The sequence below is a fragment of the Lactobacillus sp. HMSC08B12 genome, from assembly GCF_001808415.1.
GTDB lineage: Bacteria > Bacillota > Bacilli > Lactobacillales > Lactobacillaceae > Lactobacillus > Lactobacillus delbrueckii.
This window is the reverse complement of sequence record NZ_KV793089.1, coordinates 14,520-34,017: the sequence shown is the minus strand read 5'-3', so window position 1 is coordinate 34,017 and position 19,498 is coordinate 14,520. Positions and strand designations below refer to the sequence as shown.

Annotated in this window: 19 protein-coding genes and 1 riboswitch; of the genes, 17 read left to right on the top strand and 2 right to left on the bottom strand. The window is 47.0% G+C overall.

Annotated features, from left to right (window positions below):
- Positions 1 to 30: 30 nt before the first annotated feature.
- The 15 genes from HMPREF3168_RS00185 to HMPREF3168_RS00115 all read left to right on the top strand — a co-directional run bounded on the left by HMPREF3168_RS00185 (position 31) and on the right by HMPREF3168_RS00115 (position 14,647).
- Positions 31 to 879 (top strand): LD-carboxypeptidase, encoded by an 849-nt coding sequence (locus HMPREF3168_RS00185; RefSeq protein WP_070487875.1) that lies wholly within the window; start codon positions 31 to 33, stop codon positions 877 to 879.
- A gap of 308 nt (positions 880 to 1,187) precedes the next feature.
- Entirely contained in the window at positions 1,188 to 1,319 is a 132-nt protein-coding gene (locus HMPREF3168_RS10880; protein WP_256388587.1) for a hypothetical protein, read from the top strand.
- Positions 1,320 to 1,389: 70 nt separating this feature from the next.
- Positions 1,390 to 1,647, top strand: coding sequence for a hypothetical protein (locus tag HMPREF3168_RS00175; RefSeq protein WP_035161191.1), 258 nt, complete (start codon positions 1,390 to 1,392; stop codon positions 1,645 to 1,647).
- A 33-nt stretch (positions 1,648 to 1,680) separates the two neighbouring features.
- The gene (locus tag HMPREF3168_RS00170; protein ID WP_035161188.1) at positions 1,681 to 1,908 is read left to right on the top strand and encodes a hypothetical protein; all 228 of its coding nucleotides are present in this window, start codon (positions 1,681 to 1,683) and stop codon (positions 1,906 to 1,908) included.
- A 119-nt stretch (positions 1,909 to 2,027) separates the two neighbouring features.
- Entirely contained in the window at positions 2,028 to 6,491 is a 4,464-nt protein-coding gene (locus HMPREF3168_RS00165; protein ID WP_070487873.1) for an Eco57I restriction-modification methylase domain-containing protein, read from the top strand.
- Positions 6,491 to 7,225, top strand: coding sequence for a DNA methyltransferase family protein (locus HMPREF3168_RS00160; RefSeq protein ID WP_070487870.1), 735 nt, complete (start codon positions 6,491 to 6,493; stop codon positions 7,223 to 7,225). Before HMPREF3168_RS00165 ends, HMPREF3168_RS00160 begins: the two co-directional genes overlap by 1 nt.
- A 129-nt stretch (positions 7,226 to 7,354) precedes the next feature.
- On the top strand, positions 7,355 to 7,927 hold the full coding sequence (locus HMPREF3168_RS00155; RefSeq protein ID WP_070487868.1) for a GNAT family N-acetyltransferase: 573 nt from the start codon (positions 7,355 to 7,357) through the stop codon (positions 7,925 to 7,927).
- Positions 7,920 to 8,693, top strand: coding sequence for a YdcF family protein (locus HMPREF3168_RS00150; protein WP_070487866.1), 774 nt, complete (start codon positions 7,920 to 7,922; stop codon positions 8,691 to 8,693). The genes HMPREF3168_RS00155 and HMPREF3168_RS00150 overlap by 8 nt, the downstream gene beginning before the upstream one ends.
- A 13-nt stretch (positions 8,694 to 8,706) precedes the next feature.
- Positions 8,707 to 9,375 carry an MmcQ/YjbR family DNA-binding protein gene (locus HMPREF3168_RS00145; protein ID WP_070487863.1) on the top strand — a complete coding sequence of 223 codons (669 nt, stop codon included), beginning with the start codon at positions 8,707 to 8,709 and terminating at the stop codon, positions 9,373 to 9,375.
- 4 nt (positions 9,376 to 9,379) lie between these two features.
- Positions 9,380 to 10,165: an exonuclease domain-containing protein gene (locus HMPREF3168_RS00140; RefSeq protein ID WP_070487861.1), complete on the top strand. Its 786-nt coding sequence runs from the start codon at positions 9,380 to 9,382 to the stop codon at positions 10,163 to 10,165.
- Positions 10,166 to 10,309: 144 nt separating this feature from the next.
- Positions 10,310 to 10,750 carry a LytTR family DNA-binding domain-containing protein gene (locus HMPREF3168_RS00135; protein WP_035184500.1) on the top strand — a complete coding sequence of 147 codons (441 nt, stop codon included), beginning with the start codon at positions 10,310 to 10,312 and terminating at the stop codon, positions 10,748 to 10,750.
- A 12-nt stretch (positions 10,751 to 10,762) separates the two neighbouring features.
- Positions 10,763 to 11,197 carry a DUF3021 domain-containing protein gene (locus HMPREF3168_RS00130; RefSeq protein ID WP_003614247.1) on the top strand — a complete coding sequence of 145 codons (435 nt, stop codon included), beginning with the start codon at positions 10,763 to 10,765 and terminating at the stop codon, positions 11,195 to 11,197.
- Between the two features lie 127 nt (positions 11,198 to 11,324).
- Positions 11,325 to 12,656 (top strand): dihydrolipoyl dehydrogenase family protein, encoded by a 1,332-nt coding sequence (locus HMPREF3168_RS00125; protein ID WP_070487859.1) that lies wholly within the window; start codon positions 11,325 to 11,327, stop codon positions 12,654 to 12,656.
- 363 nt (positions 12,657 to 13,019) lie between these two features.
- Entirely contained in the window at positions 13,020 to 13,370 is a 351-nt protein-coding gene (locus tag HMPREF3168_RS00120; protein ID WP_016396592.1) for a VWA domain containing CoxE-like protein, read from the top strand.
- 8 nt (positions 13,371 to 13,378) lie between these two features.
- Positions 13,379 to 14,647 carry a hypothetical protein gene (locus HMPREF3168_RS00115; RefSeq protein ID WP_070487901.1) on the top strand — a complete coding sequence of 423 codons (1,269 nt, stop codon included), beginning with the start codon at positions 13,379 to 13,381 and terminating at the stop codon, positions 14,645 to 14,647.
- Between the two features lie 46 nt (positions 14,648 to 14,693).
- Here the strand turns inward: HMPREF3168_RS00115 and dapF are convergent, their stop codons facing one another.
- Together dapF and HMPREF3168_RS00105 are read right to left on the bottom strand one after the other, a co-directional pair.
- A complete protein-coding gene (gene dapF, locus HMPREF3168_RS00110; protein ID WP_013439609.1) occupies positions 14,694 to 15,680 on the bottom strand; it encodes a diaminopimelate epimerase in 987 nt (328 codons plus the stop codon).
- A 1-nt stretch (position 15,681) separates the two neighbouring features.
- On the bottom strand, positions 15,682 to 17,055 hold the full coding sequence (locus HMPREF3168_RS00105) for an aspartate kinase (protein WP_070487857.1): 1,374 nt from the start codon (positions 17,053 to 17,055) through the stop codon (positions 15,682 to 15,684).
- A gap of 220 nt (positions 17,056 to 17,275) precedes the next feature.
- A riboswitch (Lysine riboswitch) is annotated at positions 17,276 to 17,452 on the top strand.
- Between the two features lie 115 nt (positions 17,453 to 17,567).
- On the opposite strand from HMPREF3168_RS00105, the gene dapD reads away from it, so the two are divergent.
- Positions 17,568 to 18,281, top strand: a complete 714-nt coding sequence (gene dapD / locus HMPREF3168_RS00100) for a 2,3,4,5-tetrahydropyridine-2,6-dicarboxylate N-acetyltransferase (RefSeq protein WP_070487855.1) — start codon at positions 17,568 to 17,570, stop codon at positions 18,279 to 18,281.
- Between the two features lie 60 nt (positions 18,282 to 18,341).
- The gene (locus HMPREF3168_RS00095; RefSeq protein ID WP_002880321.1) at positions 18,342 to 19,496 is read left to right on the top strand and encodes an N-acetyldiaminopimelate deacetylase; all 1,155 of its coding nucleotides are present in this window, start codon (positions 18,342 to 18,344) and stop codon (positions 19,494 to 19,496) included.
- Positions 19,497 to 19,498 lie beyond the last annotated feature (2 nt).

Genomic DNA, 19,498 nt, shown 5'->3' with positions numbered 1-19,498 from the left:
ACAATTTTGCTTATGTAAAAAGGAGACAGCATGATGAAGGCAGCCCTGGTTGGGTGTTCAAATCCCTTAAAAGCAGCATATCGGCCAGTTGTTGACCAGCTGGTAAAGATCTTGGAAGACCGGGGACTGGAAGTCGTGGTCAGTCAATTTTTGACCGATGATACATTAATCGGCCGGGGAGAAAAGCGGGCAAGGGAACTGGAAAGTTTCTTCCTGGATCCAGAGATGGCGCATATTTTTGACATTTCTGGCGGGGACTTGGCCAATACGGTTTTAGGGCACTTGGATCTGGATCAGATCAAGGACAGCCAGGCGGTCTTTTACGGCTACAGCGATTTGACCACGATCTTGACGGCCCTGGCCAAAAACGGCAACCAGGCGGTCAACTTCCAGCTGCGCAACTGCCTGGTCAACAAGGATTTGCTGAAGAGCGGCTATTTTGACCGCCTGCTGGCAGGTAAAGAAGCAGCAAAAGAGCTTGATGAGCTAGAAGTGACTTTTGTCCGGGGAAGTAAAATGGTAGGGCCAGTTTACGGGGGCAACCTCCGCTGCCTGCTGAAACTGGCGGGGACGCCCTATTGGCCCGATTTTACTGGCAGCATCTTGCTGCTGGAGGCCTACCGGGGTCAGCCGGAGCTGGTAGCTAGTTTACTTGAGCAATGCTGGGAGACCGGGATTTTTAACCAGATCAGCGGCGTTTTACTGGGGACATTCAGTGAGCTGGACAAGTTAAAGGAAAGCCAGTTGCCAGCAGAAATTCTCCTGGACCTGCTGCCAGCACATGTCCCAATCGCCAAGACTGAATTTATTGGCCACCGGCTGGATGCTAAGGCAATAAGGCTGGGGCAAGAGTGCGTTTTCAAGGAAGTTGGCGTATAATATAAGTATAAAACCGCCCGCTAAGCCCCGTAGAAATCGGGTGATTATGATGCTTAGCGAGAAAATTATTGACTTGTTGGTATGCTTTGTAGCATTCGTTGTATTTGCAATTGTCGTTTCTATCTATCCAGAGGAAATGTTTGCATTGTTGATCGCGACCGTTCTTTTGATCGGCATTTATGCTGTAGTTAAGGAACTGGTCAAGGACTGGTTGAAACACAACCATAGTTTTGGGGTATGACGGGCGGAAAATAAGCGCGGACTGGATTAATGCTAGACCGCGTTTTTATTTTGAAGCGGAGAAGATTATGGAATACGAATACAGACTGGTTGACCGGGATCTGGCGGTTGACGGAGTAAAAAGGCTCTTGCCAGATGTAGTTTGGAAGATTGCCAATACGGAACTGGTTGAAAGTATTGGACTGCCAGAGGTTAGATGATCTGCGACGGCAAAGCAACTGAAGGGATGACCGTCAAGGAAGTGATTACCGTGCACATCTGAAGCGGGCGATGCAGTTCATGCTGTCCAACCTTGACCGGCCAGTTGACTTGGACCTGGTGAAGGAATACAACCGGATTGTATGTGAGAGCTTGTGTGATAAGCCGGGTGAGATCAGAAGCTACCCGGTGAGGATTACGGGAACGGATTATAAGCCGGGGATGCCAGCTATTGGAAAAATTGAGGAAGTGTTGCAACTGGCAAAAGAGATTGACCACCCAATAAAGCAAGGCTTCTATTTGTTTGGCCATATTGCCAGAGAGCGGTGATTTAATGATGGCAACAAGCGGACGGCCCAGCTAGTGGCCAACCACGTTTTTGTCCAAAATAACGCGGCAATGCGGGCAGTCCCGGTTGAAGAGCGGGAAAACTTTTGGCACAAGCTGGTGAAGTTCTATGAGACTGGCCAGCAAGATGACTTGAACGACTTCTTGTACAAGACCTCGATTGGAATTATGCAGGGCGGCTTGACTATGGAAAAGACCCGGGAGATCGAGGAAAGAAACAGGAAATGGTTGGGGCTGGAGTAAAACATGGTATTAAGCAGAGGCTAGACTGACATTGCGTTGGTCCTAGCCTTTTTTAGGTGTATCGCCAAAATTGCTTTATTACTTTATAATGGTAAATAGCTAATTTGAGGTAAGGAAAAATGAAAAGTAATTTCGAATTTTTAAAAAATGAGGATGATCTCCAAAAGTATTATGCCAATGCAGTAAATGCTGAAAGGCTGTATGCAGATGGATACTATTCTGAAGAAGTGATCAACGTTAGAAAGATAGCGGAAGAGCTTACTAAAGACATCATGGATTTGGAATACTTGCAGGTTGACGAGCGCGCGACTTTTAACGATAATTTGACTCGCTTGCGGAAGGGTGCCTATGTGACTGACCGGGCTATTAGCGTCTTTTACGAAGTTAAGCGCAGTGGGAATGTTCAAGCACATGCTTTGGAAGAAACGGCCACTAAAGAAAGTGGCTTAAAAGAGCTGAAAAACATTCGCTACCTGCTCGCTGATTTTGCCCACAAATATTACGACATCCATGTCAATACCAGTTCAGATGAGTTTATTGAACCGGAAAGAGAAACTAATTACTCTTCTTCTGAGAGAAGACTGGTTTACATTCAAACTGCTGATAATTCAAGTGGAAATTGGCCAGCCTATATTGGGGCACGAAAAGTTGGCAAGGCATCTATTGAAGAAGACTTTAACAACGACTTAAGACCTAATAGTGATTATCTGCGTATTCGTGCTGATAAGCGAGTTAAGCAGTACATGGGAACAGGTGGTGTACCATACGTCATTGAATGGGCTGAATTGGGCTACTCACCAGTAACCAAGAGATGGTTTGGAGATGAGGCAGTTCATGATGTCTTAAAGCGTTCTGGGATCAAGCATGCTGAAGGGTTGGAAGGCAACGAGTGGTACAAGGTCGATCTTGAAACTGCCAAAAAGGCGATTCAAGCGGTCAAAGATGGCAAGAGTGCCATTGAGCTGGATAGTCAAGCTCCTAAGCAGCAAAAGCCAATTGAGGTTAAGATCACTCTGAGACCAGAGCAGAGGGATGCAATCGACAAGACCAAGGCCGCATACAAGCACTACAACCGTATGCTTTGGAACGCAAAGATGCGCTTTGGTAAGACCATCACTGCTTTGAGCTTGGTTAAAGAGTCTAAGTACAAGAAGGTCCTTATTATGACTCACCGGCCGGTGGTCAACGAGGGCTGGTTTGAAGACTTTAACAAGATTGGCATGACCAAGGCTGGCTATCTCTACGGCTCTAGAAACCGGGGCCACAGATCAGTTGAGGAACTGGAAAACTTAGGCCAGCCATACGTTTACTTTGCTTCCATTCAAGACCTGCGGGGGTCAACAGAAATCGGTGGCAAGGTTAGCGATAAGAACCACGATGTCTTCTCAGTTGCCTGGGACTTGGTTATTGTTGATGAAGCCCACGAAGGGACGCAGACTGACCTGGCACAAAACGTCCTTGATGCTGTATTAAGAAACAAGCGGACTACCAAGCTTTTGGAATTGTCCGGTACTCCGTTTAACCTGTTGTCTGACTATGACGAAGAGCAGATTTTCACTTGGGACTACACCATGGAGCAGGAAGCTAAGCTTGCCTGGTCAGAAGAACACCCGAATGAAGTCAACCCATACGAGAGTCTGCCAAAGGTTTCCATGTACACCTTTGAGATGAGTGACCACTTTAAGGACATCAACTTTACCGGGGATGGTTTAGGGAGATATTCATTTAACTTCAAGGAGTTCTTCCGGACTGATGAGAATGGCAAGTTTGTGCATGAGAAGAATGTCCGCCAGTTCTTAAAGAACATTACTTCACCTGGTCCAACAAATTATCCATTTGCCAACCGGACTTTCCGGAACAACTTGCGACACACTTTATGGATTTTGCCAGGGATTAAAGAATGTAACGCCTTGGAAGACTTGCTTAATGAACCAGGTACAGTCTTCCACGAAGAAGGCTATAAAGTAGTTAACGTGGTTCGCGGAGACAAGACAGCGGATGAAGAAGCCAGTCAAAGCGATGTAGAACGCGTTAACCGGGCGATGGATCCAGATCCAGCAACAACTAAGACGATTACCTTAACAGTACGGAAGATGACCACTGGGGTAACGATTAAGCCTTGGACTGGCGTTTTATTCTTGTCAAACACCAACAGTGCCATGCAATATCTGCAGGCTGCCTTTAGAGCACAGACGCCATATGCGTCTGTGACTTTCGGTCAGAAGACCAACTGCTACATTTTCGACTTTGCGCCAGACCGGGCTTTGACAGTTATGGCCGAAGCAAGTAGCTTGTCGACGGGGGCTGGTAAGCTGAACAGCGGTGAACAGGAAGAGCGGATGACCAAGTTGCTTAACTTCTTGCCGATTATCGGTGAGAAGGGCAATAAGATGCATGTTTACAACGTAAACACGCTGCTCACCAAGCTCAAGAAGGCTTACGCGGAAAGAGCGGTTCGCTCTGGTTTTGATGATAATTCTATCTACTCGGACAAGCTCTTGAATATTGAGAGTCAAGACATTCTTGATAAGTTCAACAAGCTGAAGGCAATTGTTGGGACAACCAAGAAAGAAAAGCAAGAGACAAAGATTGACATCAACAATCAAGGCTTGACCGATAAAGAGGCAGAGACTGCAAGAAAGGCAAGGAAGAAAAAGCCGAAAGAACGCACTAAGGAAGAGCAAGAAGCGATTGATAAGGTCAATGCTCTTAAGCGACAGCGCCGGACTTTGATCTCAATTTTGCGCGGTATTTCGATTAGAATACCGATGATGATCTACGGGATGGACATTGACTTTGATGAAGACGTGTCAATTCAGCAATTTATGAACCGGGTTGATGACGTGTCCTGGCAGGAATTTATGCCTGCTGGCGTTACCAAGGAAATGTTTAAGCAGTTCATACCGTATTACGACTCGGAGATCTTTATCGAAGCTGGTAAGATCATCAGAAGACATGTCAAGGAGCTGGATAAGGCTGATCCACTTGACCGGGTGGAAAAGATCGCTGATATTTTCGGGACTTTTAGAAATCCTGACAAGGAAACCGTGCTTACGCCATGGCGCGTGGTTAACATGCATTTGGGCAAGACGATTGGCGGACTTGTTTATTATAACGACGATTATGAGACCCAGTATGTTGATGGTAAATCTGCGATGCATTGGGTATCATCTGAAGATACAGAGCGGGTTTATCATGAGAATACCCGTATTTTAGAGATCAACGCCAAGACTGGGCTTTATCCGTTGTTTGCGGCTGCATCCCTGTACTGGAAGGAATTCCAGAAGATGAATGATCAGACGGCTGGTAAGTTTAGTTTGATCGATGAACAGTTCATTTGGCAGAAGATTCTGCGGGAAAACATCTTTGTTGTGGCTAAGACACCGATGGCAAAGGAAATTGCGACCCGGACTCTGAGAGGATACAATTCAGATTGGGATGTTAACGCGGAATACGTCGAAAATATCATCAAAGACGCTAAAACCGACGTTGATGCGGAAGCTAAGAAGATTGAGAGGCTATTTGGAAATATGAAATTCGACGTCGTAATTGGTAATCCACCGTATCAAGATTCTGCAACAGGTGATAATGACAACTATGCTGCACCGATTTATAGCGACTTTATGGATCTCTCATATAAACTATCTGATTTAGTAACGCTGATCACCCCAGCCAGATTCTTGTTTAATGCAGGTGGTACGTCTAAACAATGGAATAAGAAGATTCTGAATGATCCTCATTTCAAGGTTGTTTTGTATGAAGCAAACAGCAGCAACATCTTCCCGCACACTGATATAAAAGGTGGTGTTGCTGTCTCTTTGAGAGATGAGCATCAGAAATTTGAGCCTATTGAAATTTTTACTGCTTTTCCAGAACTAAATAGCATTCTTAAAAGGGTTCTTCCCAAAACAAATGGATCTCTATCAGAAATAATATCAGGACGTGGTGTATATAAGTTGTCCGATAAAGCTTTGTCCGATCATCCGGAAATAGAACAGTTACAATCGAAGGGTCACAAAAAGGATGTTGGGTCAGGTGCCTTCAGAGTTCTAAAGGATGTAGTTTTCTTTAAAGAGAAACCCAGCGATGGACACGATGATTATGTTAGATTTTTAGGTCTATCTAATAGAACGCGCGAATATTGGTGGGGTAGACAGATATACCAAGATGTTCCAGATAGTTTCTATCACTTTAAAGTATTTATTCCACAAGCAAATGGAAGTGGAACTTTTGGTGAAGTTCGTTCAACACCGTTGATTGGAAAACCGTTGATTGGAAAACCGTTGATTGGTGCTACTGAAACTTTTCTTTCAATTGGAAACTTCCTTTCTGAAGATGAAGCAACCGCATGTCTAAATTACATTAAAAGTAAGTTTGCACGTGCGATGTTAGGAATTTTGAAAACAACCCAAGCGAATACAAGGTCAAAATGGGAATACGTCCCACTTCAAGACTTTACCCCTAACTCTGATATTGACTGGACAAAGTCAATCCCAGAAATTGATCAACAACTTTATAAGAAATATAATCTCTCTGAGAAAGAAATCAACTTCATTGAAACGAAAGTGCAGGCAATGGATTAATGACTGATGAACGATTGATCAAATCGGCAGATCGGGTCAAGGATGTCGGTGAAGTCTTCACACCAAAACGCATAGTTGATCTGATGCTGGATCAACCGGAAATTAGTGCTAAAGTAAATGACTTGACTGCTACTTTTTTAGAACCATCAGCTGGTGAGGGAGCTTTTTTAACAGAACTACTTACACGTAAGATGCAAGTAGCTCTTGAAGGCAGTAATTCAGTTGATAATTATGAAGACAGAATTTTGCTGGGACTTTCATCTCTTTACGGTATTGAACTGATGGAAGATAATTACCGCATGTTGCGGCACAACTTGTACCAAACCTTTGCGGTGAACTATCTTAGAGGACTCAAAGCAAAGGGGCAACCAGAACATGGCAAACCTAAGGTTTTGAAAAGTGCTAAAACCATAATTTTCGCCAACATGGTTCAAGGCAACACTCTGACTTATAAGAACGTTCAAGATCAGCCTATCGTGTTCAGTGAATGGGCTTCATATAAGCAAGAAGGACGGATTTGGGTTAAGCGCACAACTCAGACTTTTGAGTCGATTGTTGAAGGCGAGCAGACTGATAATGGTTTAGTCGTTCCAGAAGATTCACAGCTCGACTTATTTACTGATTTCGATCCAGATACCCATGAGGTAAAATCGAAGGATTCTTATCTCCAATATAAGCCTGTTCAAATTGTTGACGTCTACAAAGAAGAGTTAGTTGATACAAACAAAGAATAAGCGAAAAATGCATCCCTAAGTATGATCTTTCATACCAGGGATACATTTTCTTGTTCTATCTGAGCTTTTTCCTTCATGGTAAAATAAAGCTGTTAGTAAGTAAGTGCTAGTTTTTTATGGAGAAGGCTATTGACTGAATTAGAGTTAAGAAGGGCTAACGTCGGGGATGCGGAAAGATTGCTTGAAATCTACGCTCCTTATGTGGAGAAGACAGCAATCACTTTTGAGGATGAAGTTCCACCTATTGGCGAATTTCAAAACCGGATTTTAAAAACTCTGCGGATCTATCCCTATCTAGTCGCGCTTAAAGATGGCAAAATCGTTGTCTATGCCTATGCTAGTGCATTTAAGGAGCGGGCAGCTTATGACCATAGCGTGGAGTTGTCGATCTATGTTGATGCTAATGTCCGTCACCAGCATGTAGGCAGATTTCTATATGACGCGATAGAAGACTGCTTAAAGAAGCAGGGATTTCTCAACTTGAACGCCTGCATCGCTGCTCCTATTGGTGAAGATCCGTATCTGGATGACAACAGCATTCGCTTCCATGAGCACTTAGGCTACAAATTTGTCGGCCGTTTCCACCAGTGCGGCTATAAATTCGGCCGCTGGTATGACATGGTTTGGATGGAAAAGATGCTTGGTGAGCATACCGTGCCTGCACCAGCGATCATTCCTTTTCCGGAGATAAAAAATGATTAACGACATCAATACCCTGGCTGACTACTTAGGGCCCCGCGACTTGCCGGCTTTGACCCCGGCAGCCTTAGAAGGAAAATACGGCATCCCCCAAGCCGACGCTTTCGTTTTATTTGGCGGCAGTATTTTGCCCGGCGGGGATGTCTTTGCCGCGGCTAAAAAGGCTGAGATTGCCAAAAAATACATCATCGTCGGTGGGCATGGCCACACGACTGATGGCTTGCGGGCCCAGGCAAAAGCCGTCTTTCCGGATCTGGAAGTTGATTCTTTGTCAGAAGCGGAGATTTTTGCCGCCTATTTGCAAAGAAAGTACCAGATTACTGCCGATTTACTTGAATGCCAGTCGACCAATTCTGGCAACAACATCACTTACTTGTTAGACCTGCTTAACCGTCATAATATTGACCTGTCATCGGTCATCCTCTGCCAGGACACGACCATGCAGCTGCGCTTAAGTGCTGTGTTACGCAAGTACCGGCCAGAGCTGACCATCATTAATTACGCGGCTTACCAGGTTCATGTCTTGGAAAAAGACGGACAGCCGGCATATGATAAGAAGATCCCTGGCATGTGGCCAATGGACCGTTATATCAGCCTGCTCATGGGTGAGATCCCGCGCTTAAGAGACAACAAAGATGGTTATGGGCCGCTTGGGAAGGACTATATAGCGCATGTGGACCTGCCAGCTTCTGTTGAAGGGGCTTTTTCCCGCCTGCTTAAGGAATATGGCGGCTCTGTCCGCCAGGCTAACCCGGCATATAAGAGCTAGGTTGAGGTGAAAAATGGACGTAGAAGAAGAGATTTTTGCTAAAAGACAGTGCAGGTTTAATAAACTGGCCGCCTATGGCTTCAAGAAGAATGGTGATGACTATTATCTTGAAGTTCCCTTGAAAAGTGCTAATTTCCTCGCAAATATTAGAATTTCTTCAGCTGGTAAGGTCAGCGGTAACGTCTATGATCTTGATACCGGGGAGGAATATCTTTTACTCCGCGTTGGAAGTAACACGGGCAGCTTCAGCGCTGTAGTCAAGGCGGAATACAGGACGATTTTGCAGGATATTGCCGGTAAATGCTTCGTCAAAGCCCAGGCAGACCGGATCAAGGATGAAATTAAGGCCCGCTACGGTGATGAGCCGGATTTTCCTTTTAAGAAATTCCCGGACTACGCTGTCTTCCGTAATCCCCAGAACCGGAAATGGTATGGCTTGCTGATGGCTGTGCCTCTAGGCAAGCTGACAGGCAATGAGAAAGACCAGCAGGAAGCCGCGGTACTTAATTTGAAGCTGGCTGAGGAAAAATTGCCTGCTTTGCTGAAAAAGGCGGATTTTTTCCCGGCTTATCACATGAATAAGCAAAACTGGCTGTCAGTTCTGCTCAATAATGATCTGCCAGATGAAGAAGTTCTGGCCATGCTGGACGAAAGCCGGGCTTTTACTGAGAGAAAGAAGTAGCAAGATGGATCCTAAACTGCATGACTACACGGTTTTTGACTTGGAAACAACTGGGAAAAAGATCATCCAAATTGGGGCATTAAAGGTCAGAGACGACCAAACCGTAGCGAAGTTCTCAACTTATGTTAACCCCTTGGAGAAAATTAATGATTACGTCTCTCATCTGACCGGCATCAGCAATTACCAAACTGATGCCGCTCCCTTGATTGATGAAGTTATGCCAGACTTCTTGGACTTTGTCGGCGACGATACCTTGGTTGGCCACAATATACTTAGTTTTGACTGCAATGTTTTGGCCGATAACGGCTATCCGGTGGCTAATCCGAAACTGGATACCTTGCTTTTGGCCAATAGTTACAAAAAGAGGGGTCTTTTTGCAGCTCCTATCCCTAACGTCAGACTGTCGACTCTGAAGGATTATTATGGGATCAATATCAACTCCCACATTGCCATTAGCGACTGTATTACCAACAATATCGTTTACCAGAAGCTCCGCGACGGCGATTTAGCTAAAGCCACGGAAATAATTGATTTTACCCCCAAGCAGGTTGACTCCCGCCTGGCTGGCCAGCGTTTTGTGATTACCGGCCAGTTCCGCCAGGCAACCAGATATGATCTGACCAGTTTGATTCAAAGCCACGGCGGCAAGGTGACCGGCTCGGTGTCCGGCGTGACTGACTACTTGCTGAAGGGCGAGCTGGATCATGTCACCGGCAAGTGTAAAAAAGCTGCTGAAAAAGCGACAGCAGTAATCGGCTATGAGGACTTAATGTCGCTTTTACGGAAATAAAATAGAGCTTCCAGAATTTTTCTGGAGGCTCTATTTGCATCTTAGGGGGCAATTTTTGCATCTTACCGGAAAAGCTGGGACAAGACCGGCAAAAAACGATACGATAATATTGTAAAAGAGCCAAAGAGAAAGAAGGTGGCCAGCATGAAGGTTAAAGTTGAGCTGAATAAAGACCAGGACTTGCCCCTGGCAGTGATCTATACTGATAAAATGACTGAAGAGGTTGAGCGGGCAGTTGCTTTCCTGGAAAGCAACGCCAGCTCTGGCCCGTTAATCGCCCAGCAGGAAGACCGTCTGGTCATCATCAAGCCTAGTGACGTCATCCTTGTCCGGATCGAAGGCGGCGATACGGTCATCTACACCGGAAAAGGCAAGTATTTTTCCAGAAAGCGCCTGTATGAGGTCTACCAGCAGCTGGGCCAGGACTTCATGCAGATTTCCAAGCAAGCTGTCGTCAACTTGACCTGCCTGGAAAGCGTTGAAGCATCTTTTAACGGGACCATGTTTCTGCGCTTAGAGCATGGCCTGTCTGATTACATTTCCCGCAAATACCTGACCGCTTTTAAGCAGTATTTGGGGCTTTAGGAGGGGAGTAAAATGTCTGCCAAGAAAAATATCCTGGTCAGTTCCCTAATCGGAATTGGCATCGCCGCCGTCTCGTCCTGCCTGGTCAGCTTGTTGCTTTTAGCAAAAGGAGCCGGCAGCTTGACCATGACGGTTGCTGAATATACTCAGATGCTGGCCGGCATCATCTTGGTCGGCCTCGGTTTTGGCCTGCCCAGCATCGTTTATCAAAATGACAAGCTGGCACCAGCCTACCAGGTCTTAATCCACATGGGAACCGGCTGTCTGGTCATGACCCTGGTCAGCTTTTGGACTGGCTGGATCCCGGTTAAAGCCGGCTTTTGGCCGGCCTTCTTGACTATTGCCGGTGAAATCGCCGTTGCCTTTATCGTCTGGCTGATTTTTTACCAGCAGGAAAAGAAGCTGGCCCGGAAGATGAACAACCGGATCAAGCAACTGAAAAAGTAACAATTAGGCAAGATTGGAAGAAATTCCAGTCTTTTTTCGTATAAACAGGAAAGTTGAACTTGTAAAAAATAAGTAGTATTGTTTGTATATCTTTTAGATTCAATCTATAGAAATGTGAGCTAATGCAATGAAAAAATACGACTACATTATCATCGGCAGCGGCCCGGCGGCTAACCACCTGCTCTTCAAATTAGCAAGAACTGACCGGACTGCCCTGGTCATTGAAAACAACTTGTGGGGCGGAACCTGCCCGAATACCGGCTGCCAGCCAAAGATTTTTCTTGAAGGCGCCGTCCGTCCGGTCTTGAACACATATTATCTGACCGGCAAGGGAGTAAAAGCAGCCGCCCAGCTGGACTGGAAGACTTTGATCAAGCGCAAGAAGGAGATCTGGGCAGAATTTCGCGCAGAAGAGCGGTCCAGCATCGAAAATGACCAGGTGGATACTGTCTTTGGCAGCGGGGTGATCACTGGTCCGCATACAGTTGCGGCAGCTGGAGAGGAATATGAAGGCATAAATATCATCATCGCGACAGGTCTTCTGCCGCACCACTTGGAAGTGCCGGGCAGTGAGTATGCCATTAGCAATGATGAGTTTTTTGACTTGGATGAATTGCCGAAAAAAGCGGTCGTCATTGGGGGCGGCTATGTTGCACTAGAACTGGCTACAATCTTGCAGGCTGCTGGGAGTGAAGTCACGGTCTTGCAGCACTCTGAGAAGTTGCTGAGGCCTTTTGACCAGGAATATGTCGAGAAATTGACGGAAATAATGGAAGAGCGCGGCATTGTGATTCATCTGAACACTCCAGTTAAGGCAATCGCCAAAAATTCTGCTGCTTATGAAGTAACTGCGGAAAATGGGCAAAAGTTTGAAACTGATCTGGTAATCGACGCCTCTGGCCGGCGGCCTAATGTAAACGGCCTGGGCTTGGAAAAATTAGGGATCAAGTTTGATCCGGTCAAGGGCGTGGCGGTTAATGAGCACTTGCAGACTAATGTCCCGAGTATTTTTGCCGCCGGGGATGTCGCTGACAACGGCCAGCTGAATCTGACGCCGGTTGCCTGGGTTGATTCTTACCACATTTATGATTTTGTCGAAAATGGACTTAAAGAAGGCGTTAAGTACCCGGCTGTGGCTACCAGCACTTTTACCTATCCGCAAATCGCCCAGGTAGGCAAGCGGGAAAGTGAAATGTCAGCTGGCGACACGGTTAGAAGAATGAAGCTGGGCTCGACTTTTGCCTCCATGGGCGAAGGTGACGAGGAAGCGGAATTAAAGGTCATCTTCAATCAGGTCGGTGAAGTGGTTGGTGCTTCAGAAATCAGCATCAATGCCGGGGAGGACATCAATCTCTTCGCCCCGCTGATCGGGAGGAAGGACCCGGCAGAATTTGCCATGAATAATTTGGGCTTCGCCTTCCCGACTTTAGCCAACAAATTGGACGTTCTCTTCCGCTAGAAGTTGACAGCAAGTTGAAATTTGAAAAAATTGAATTCGAGCAAAGGTTTATCCTTTGCTTTTTTTCTTTGCCCACGGATTGAATTTTAGCGGCTTTTACAGATCTTTTTGCCTGTAAAAAGCCCGTCAGACCGGGCTTTGTCAAGGGTGACCAGCGGCTTTTTCCTTTAGGAAAAATCTGCTTTAATCAAAACTGAGCTTCGAACATTTGGTCGAGTGATGAATGTGAAGACAGAAAGGAGAATGAGATGACGTATTCAATTCAGCAGATCCGGGAGGGCTTAGAGAAAGCTGGCTATGTGGCTAATGACGAAATCACGACCGCGCCAGAAACCATGAGGAATTTGCAACTTAAAGGCGGGGATGTCCTATGGCGAACTTACAGAAGTATTGCGGAAGGTGCCAACCATTGGCGTCTATTCAGACTATAGTAAGCCATTAAGAGAATACAAGGCTAAGCAGGGACAGCTGAACAAGAGGACCATTATGCTCTGGATGGGAGATGCCAGAAACAACTACTTGCCAAGCGAGGAAAAGATCTTCAAGGATTTGTGCCGACGGGTGAAGAAATGCTACTGGCTTAATCCTGAAGCTAAAAGCAAATGGAATACCGGAGACTCAGTCATCGGCAGATATACCCCATATGTCAGTGAACTGGCTGAGGTTACCAATACGGCCTCTTTGATCAAATATTTGTGCGAATTACAGAATTGAGGATGAAGATGAAAGAAGAAAGCAAAGTCTTAACAGAAAAAGAAACTGACCAGCTGATCAGCGACTTCTTTGAGAATTATGAGAGTTACTTTGACCGGCCATATTACATGGATGTGCTGGCCCAGCCCCTGGCTAAGCAGTATCTCCGGCCGAGCAGCTTAAAGGTTTGCCTGGCTTACCAATTGCTGACTAAGGAGTGGCTGAAAGCCAAGCTTGAGGAAGAGTCTTTCCATGATAACGGAGAGAAGGAGCGGATCTACCTGGAGCCTGGCAAGCTGAAGAATCATTTGCCTAAAGAAGATTGGGATCTGGCCAGCGACTACCTGTTTCCAGGAGACAAGCAGGCTTACCTGGAACTGACAGCTGATAAAAAGAAACTTCTCTTACCAAGCAACAAGCGCCAGCAGCTTCAGCACTTTAAGACAAGTTTGGCTAATTGCCGGTCCTGGCAAAAGCTGCTTTACCATATCAAGGAAAATCATGCTGACCTGTCGGTCAATTGGCATTTCAAGAACCAGTCCAAACTGGAAGTGACTTTGACGGGGAGAAAGGATCACGAGCATGCTTTTGCCTTAAAAGAGCAAGAGGCGATGGACGAAGAGTATGACAAGTTTTTGGCAAATTCAAAGAAGAAAGAGGCGAATTACAAGAAAAAGATCAAAGAAAAGGTTGCTGCTTCCAGCCTGCGGGGGGACCTGTTAGCCCGGGCAATTGCCCAGCTTGCTTTGAGAAATGAGACGCGGATTACGCCAAATAACTGTCTGAAGATTCTGCGGGGATTGTCTTATCCGGGTTATGACGCCATCAACCACAGCGACTATGACAGACATTTTCGCTTTCTGCCAAACCAGGAGATTCTGCAGGTAATTGAGGCGATGCAAAAAGACGGACTGATCGCGGCTGAGGAACGCTTTTATTCTGACTATCATGTCTATTACCATGAATTGGTGCCAACTGATTTGACTGAGGAATTTCTGAATGCGGAAGCAGCTGAAGGGTCAGATCTTGCCTTGCTGAAGGAACTTAATGAGTCTGCAGATAAGACTGATCTTTCTGCTTTTAACGTTGTTAAATTAAGCCAAGAACTTCTGCAGCATCCCGCCCTGGTTTGCGTTGACCAGGGCTATCAAGCCTTTATCGACCAGCATGACTTGGCAAGAGAATACCTGAAAACCCGCCTGCAGCTGACGACCAACAAGTTTACCAAGAAGTATCTCCGCCTGCTTTTAGAGGGGGATGCAGAAAAAAGCATCCCTGGCCAAGCGGTGAATGCTTGATTGGGGATGCTTAGTAATTGGTATAGAGTATTTAATTGGAGGGATGCTACTTGATCAGCTGGTTAACGAAAGCCAGGTATGCAGCTTGTTCACCAGTTTCTTTGGTCTTCACCGCCTCCAGCTTAACCTGGCCGCTGTGCAGCTGGTCTTCTGGAATTTCAGTAGTATGGGTTTCAGTCGCGTTGCCGATCAGTTCGATCCAGTAGCCGTGATCCTTTTGGTGCAAGACGGTCTTGACCATACCGCCAGGATTGTAGACAGAGATCTCTTTTTCAAAGTGGCCCAGGTCCGGGTGAGTCAAGGCAAAGGCCAATGAGCTGGCTGACATCCCTGTCCCGCAGGCGTTAGTAAAGCCAACGCCCCGTTCGTAGGTTCTGACAAAAAGCTGGCTATCGCCGCGGATAACGGTGTAGTTGATGTTGACCCCGTCTGAGAAGTATGGATTTTCGCCATTCAAGTAGGCACCAAGCTCTCCTAAGACCGGACTTTCCAGGTCTTCTTCTTTGATAAAGGCGATGAGGTGGGGATTAGGCACGGCCAGAGCACTAAAACGCCAGCCTGGGACCAGTTCTGGTACCAGAGTGTCCAGCAGGCGGTTATGTCCCAAATTGTCAAAAGGCAAAGATTCTTTATTGAAGCGGATAGGGGAGATTTCTACCCCGAAAGCCGGCACTCCTTCTGCAAAGTCATCAGCTTGCCGGACGGCCAGGTCAGCGTACATGGTTTCCACCTTAAACTGGCTTTCTCCGGTCTTTTCGTGCAAGTAGCGGGCAACTGTTCTAAGACCATTGCCGCACATTGAGGCTTCACTGCCGTCAGCGTTGATAACCCGCATCTTGCCTAAAACGCCTGGGTGGCTTGATTCCTCAACTGACAGGATGCCGTCAGCTCCGCCAAGCAGGCCAGTCTTGTGATCAGTAAGTGTCTGGGTCAATTGCCGCAGTTCATTATCAGTCAGCGGATTTTCCAGTTCAGTTTGGTCCAGAATGAAGAAGGAATTCTGTGAGCCGTGGACTTTCAATAATTTAGTCATCTTATTCTCCTTGTGCTTCTTGCTTGAAAAAGTAGTCGTAAATCGCGGCTACCGCCCGGTCGGCATCTTTAGCTGCCGTGCCCAGCATGATAGAAATTTCGGAAGCCCCTTGGTTGACCATCCGGAGAGAAATACCCTCTCTGGCTACAGGGGTGGCAATATCCCGGATGACCCCGATCCGGTCCCTCATCCCTTCACCGACCAGCATGATAATCGCGTAATCGCTGATCCATTCCAAGTGGTCAGGACTGACTTCATTTTGAATTTCATTGCAGATCTGGTCGATCAATTCATCGTTTAACGTGTCCCGGTCAAAGATCAAAGTCAAGTCGTCAATCCCGGTTGGCATGTGTTCATAGGACAGTTTGTACTTGTTTAAGATTTGCAGGATGCGGAGGGTAAAGCCAACTTCCTTGTTGAGCAGGTACTTGTGCAGGTAGAGGGCACCAAAGTGCTTGCCGCTGGCGATCCCGGTAATGACGGTTTCAGGCTTGAAGCCTTTTTCCGGTACGATCATGGTCCCGCGCTTTTCCGGGTGCTGGGTATTCTTCACATTGATTGGAATCTGCCCTTGAATGGCTGGGATCAAGGCTTCATCGTGGAAGACAGAGAAACCAGCATAAGACAATTCCCGCATTTCCCGGTAGGTCATCGTGTGGATCGGCTGTGGCTGGTCAACAACCTTCGGGTTAGCGGAGAAAATAGCATCGACATCAGTAAAGTTTTCATATAAGTCAGCGTGGAAACCTCTGGCCAAAATCGCCCCGGTAATGTCTGAACCACCTCTTGAGAAGGTAGCAATATGGCCAGCCAGAGTATAGCCGTAAAAGCCTGGGAAAATCAGCTTTTCGTCAGCGTCATAGGCAAAGTTTTCTAGGAGCTGGTAGCTTTCCGGGTTGACAGAGGCATTGTTTGGACTACCGGTAACGATGATCCCGGCATCTTTAGGATCAACATAGCGGGCCTTTACCCCTTGGCTTTGCAGAATCTTCGCAATCAGCTTGGCGTTAAGCCGCTCGCCGTGGGCCTTAAAGGTCGCCTGCAGATAGTTCTTGTTTGGATAGTGCTCCTTTGGCAAATTCAGCAGGATTTCTTTCAAGGGCAAGATTTCTTCGAGCGGCAAGTTAAAGTACTCGCCGATTTCAACGTAGCGCTGGAAGATCCGGTCAGCAACTTCAAGCCCGTTTCTGCCATGGTTGATTTCATGGGCGTACTTGATCAAAAGGTCAGTGACCTTGATGTCATCGTCAAAGCGTTTGCCTGGGGCAGACGTAACGACAACTTGTCTTTCAGCTTCAGCGGTAATAATCTTCAAAGCATTTTCTACAGCAGGGCCGCTAGCCAGGGAACTGCCACCAAACTTAACAACTTTCATGGGCTACTCTCTTTCGTGTTTGTCTTTAATCATAATTTAAGTTTAATCAGAATGGACTTTACCATTTTTCTCTGGAAAATGCAAAGAAAGATTCTGAAAAATCATGATAATCGCCTTCTAAACATTGTGATACCAGTGCTTGAGGAAGCTTGAAATAAAAAAATGCAAATAAAAAGCTGAAAAGGTGTTGACAAGATGAGGCCAATATTATAAACTGACTACAAATTGAAGAGGCGCAACCGACAAGAGTAAGGCAAGGGAGCCAGCCAGGCGGAGAACTTGCAAGAAAGGGGAGGTTGCCGAAGCGTCCGTTTTGGCAAGGCGGATTGGCTGGGCTATGGCTTAAGAGGCCATGGACTGTCGCAGGGAAGGTACCTGCGTTGCGCTTGCAATTTGACGAGAGAATTTGATTTTGAATTTTTCGGGCTCCAGATTGTTAAGGCAATCTGGAGCTTTTTCTTTGCCTCTTCGAAGTAACAGAAACAGATGCAGATTAGAAAGAGAAAGATATTATGGCAGAATTAGACGCGCAAAGCATTATCAACTACATTGGTTCAGCACCAAAGAAGACCCCGGTTAAGGTTTACTTGCGAGGCGCCGGCCTTGATCAAGTCACTTTCCCAGATGGCACGGATCCTTTTGTCAGCGGTCAAGCCGGCGTAGTCTTCGGCGACTGGCAAGATCTCAAGCCGTTTTTAGCAGAACACGAAGCTGACTTTGAATCTGTCCGCGTGGAAAACACGGCCCGCAATTCAGCTGTTCCTTTGCTGGACCTTAAGGAAATCAATGCCCGGATCGAACCAGGCGCTATTATCCGTGACCAGGTCTTGATCGGTGATAACGCGGTTATCATGATGGGGGCGGTAATTAACATTGGCGCGGAAATCGGTGCCGGCTCAATGATCGACATGGGCGCGATCTTAGGCGGCCGGGCGATCGTCGGCAAGAACTGCCACATCGGTGCCGGTACGGTCTTAGCCGGGGTGGTTGAACCAGCTTCTGCCTTGCCGGTCCGCGTTGACGATGACGTTCTGATCGGTGCCAACGCGGTTGTCCTGGAAGGCGTCCACGTCGGTCAAGGTGCAGTTGTAGCAGCGGGTGCGGTTGTGACCAAGGATGTGGCTCCGCACACGGTGGTTGCCGGCGTTCCAGCCAAGGTAATCAAGGAAGTCGACGCCAAGACAGAAAGCAAGACCGGCCTGGAAGAAGACCTGCGTAAGCTGTAAAGAGTCAAGTTAAAGTAAACAAAACAGACATAAGTTAGTCCACATTAAGGAAGTTTTTCAATGGCAGTATTGACCGAAGCCGAGTTGCTTCAAATCCGGCGCCAACTCCACCAGATCCCGGAATTGGCTTTAAAAGAATATCAAACCCATGCTTATCTCTTGGATGTGATCAAGCAGATGAAGCAAGACTACCTGGAAATCAGGGAGCCAGCAGAATTGCCAACCGCGCTCCTGGTTCTGGTCAAGGGGTCAAAGGCTAAACGGACCATCGGCTACCGGGCGGATATTGATGCTTTGCCGGTAACTGAAGCAACCGGCCTGCCATATGCTTCCAAGCACCAAGGCGTGATGCATGCCTGCGGGCACGACATCCATATGACTGTTGCTTTGGGTGTTCTCAGCTACTTTAGCGAGCACCAGCCAACTGACAACCTCCTGTTCTTCTTCCAGCCGGCTGAAGAAAGCGAGAGCGGCGGCATGAAGGCCTACCAGCTGGGACTTTTCACCGGTAAGTGGCATGTTGATGAATTCTACGGCCTGCATGATAACCCAAGTCTGCCGGCTGGGGCGATTGGCTGCCGGAACGGCACCTTGTTTGCCGGAACGACTGAAGTCAACATTGATATTCAAGGCAAGGGCGGGCACGCTGCCTTCCCGCAATTGTCAAATGACGCGGTTGTCGCGGCAGCAGCCTTGATTATGCAGGTCCAGACCATCATTTCCAGAAATATTGATCCGGTTCAAAGCGGGGTTATCACCTTGGGCAAGTTGACTGCCGGCAAGATCAGAAACGTAATCGCTGATTCAGCCAGAATTGAAGGCACGATCCGGGGACTTACCCAAAGCATGATCGAATTGATCGACAAAAGGCTGGCCGAAGTCTGCCAGGGAATTGAGCTGAGCTTCGGCGTCAAAGTCAAGCTGGAACTCAACCAAGGCGGCTACTGGCCAGTTGAAAATAACCCGGAATTAACTGAAAACTTCATTAAATACATGAAGCAGGCTGACGGGGTTGAATATGTCGAAACGGCCCCGGCGATGACCGGAGAAGACTTCGGCTACCTCCTGGCTCAGATCCCGGGAACCATGTTCTGGCTGGGTATTGAGGACGATTCACCCCTGCACTCAGCAACATTAATCCCCCAGGAAAGTTCAATCAGCCGCGGCATTGCGGCAATTACCGGCTTTTTGGAATACCGGATGACAGAAGGCTAAGG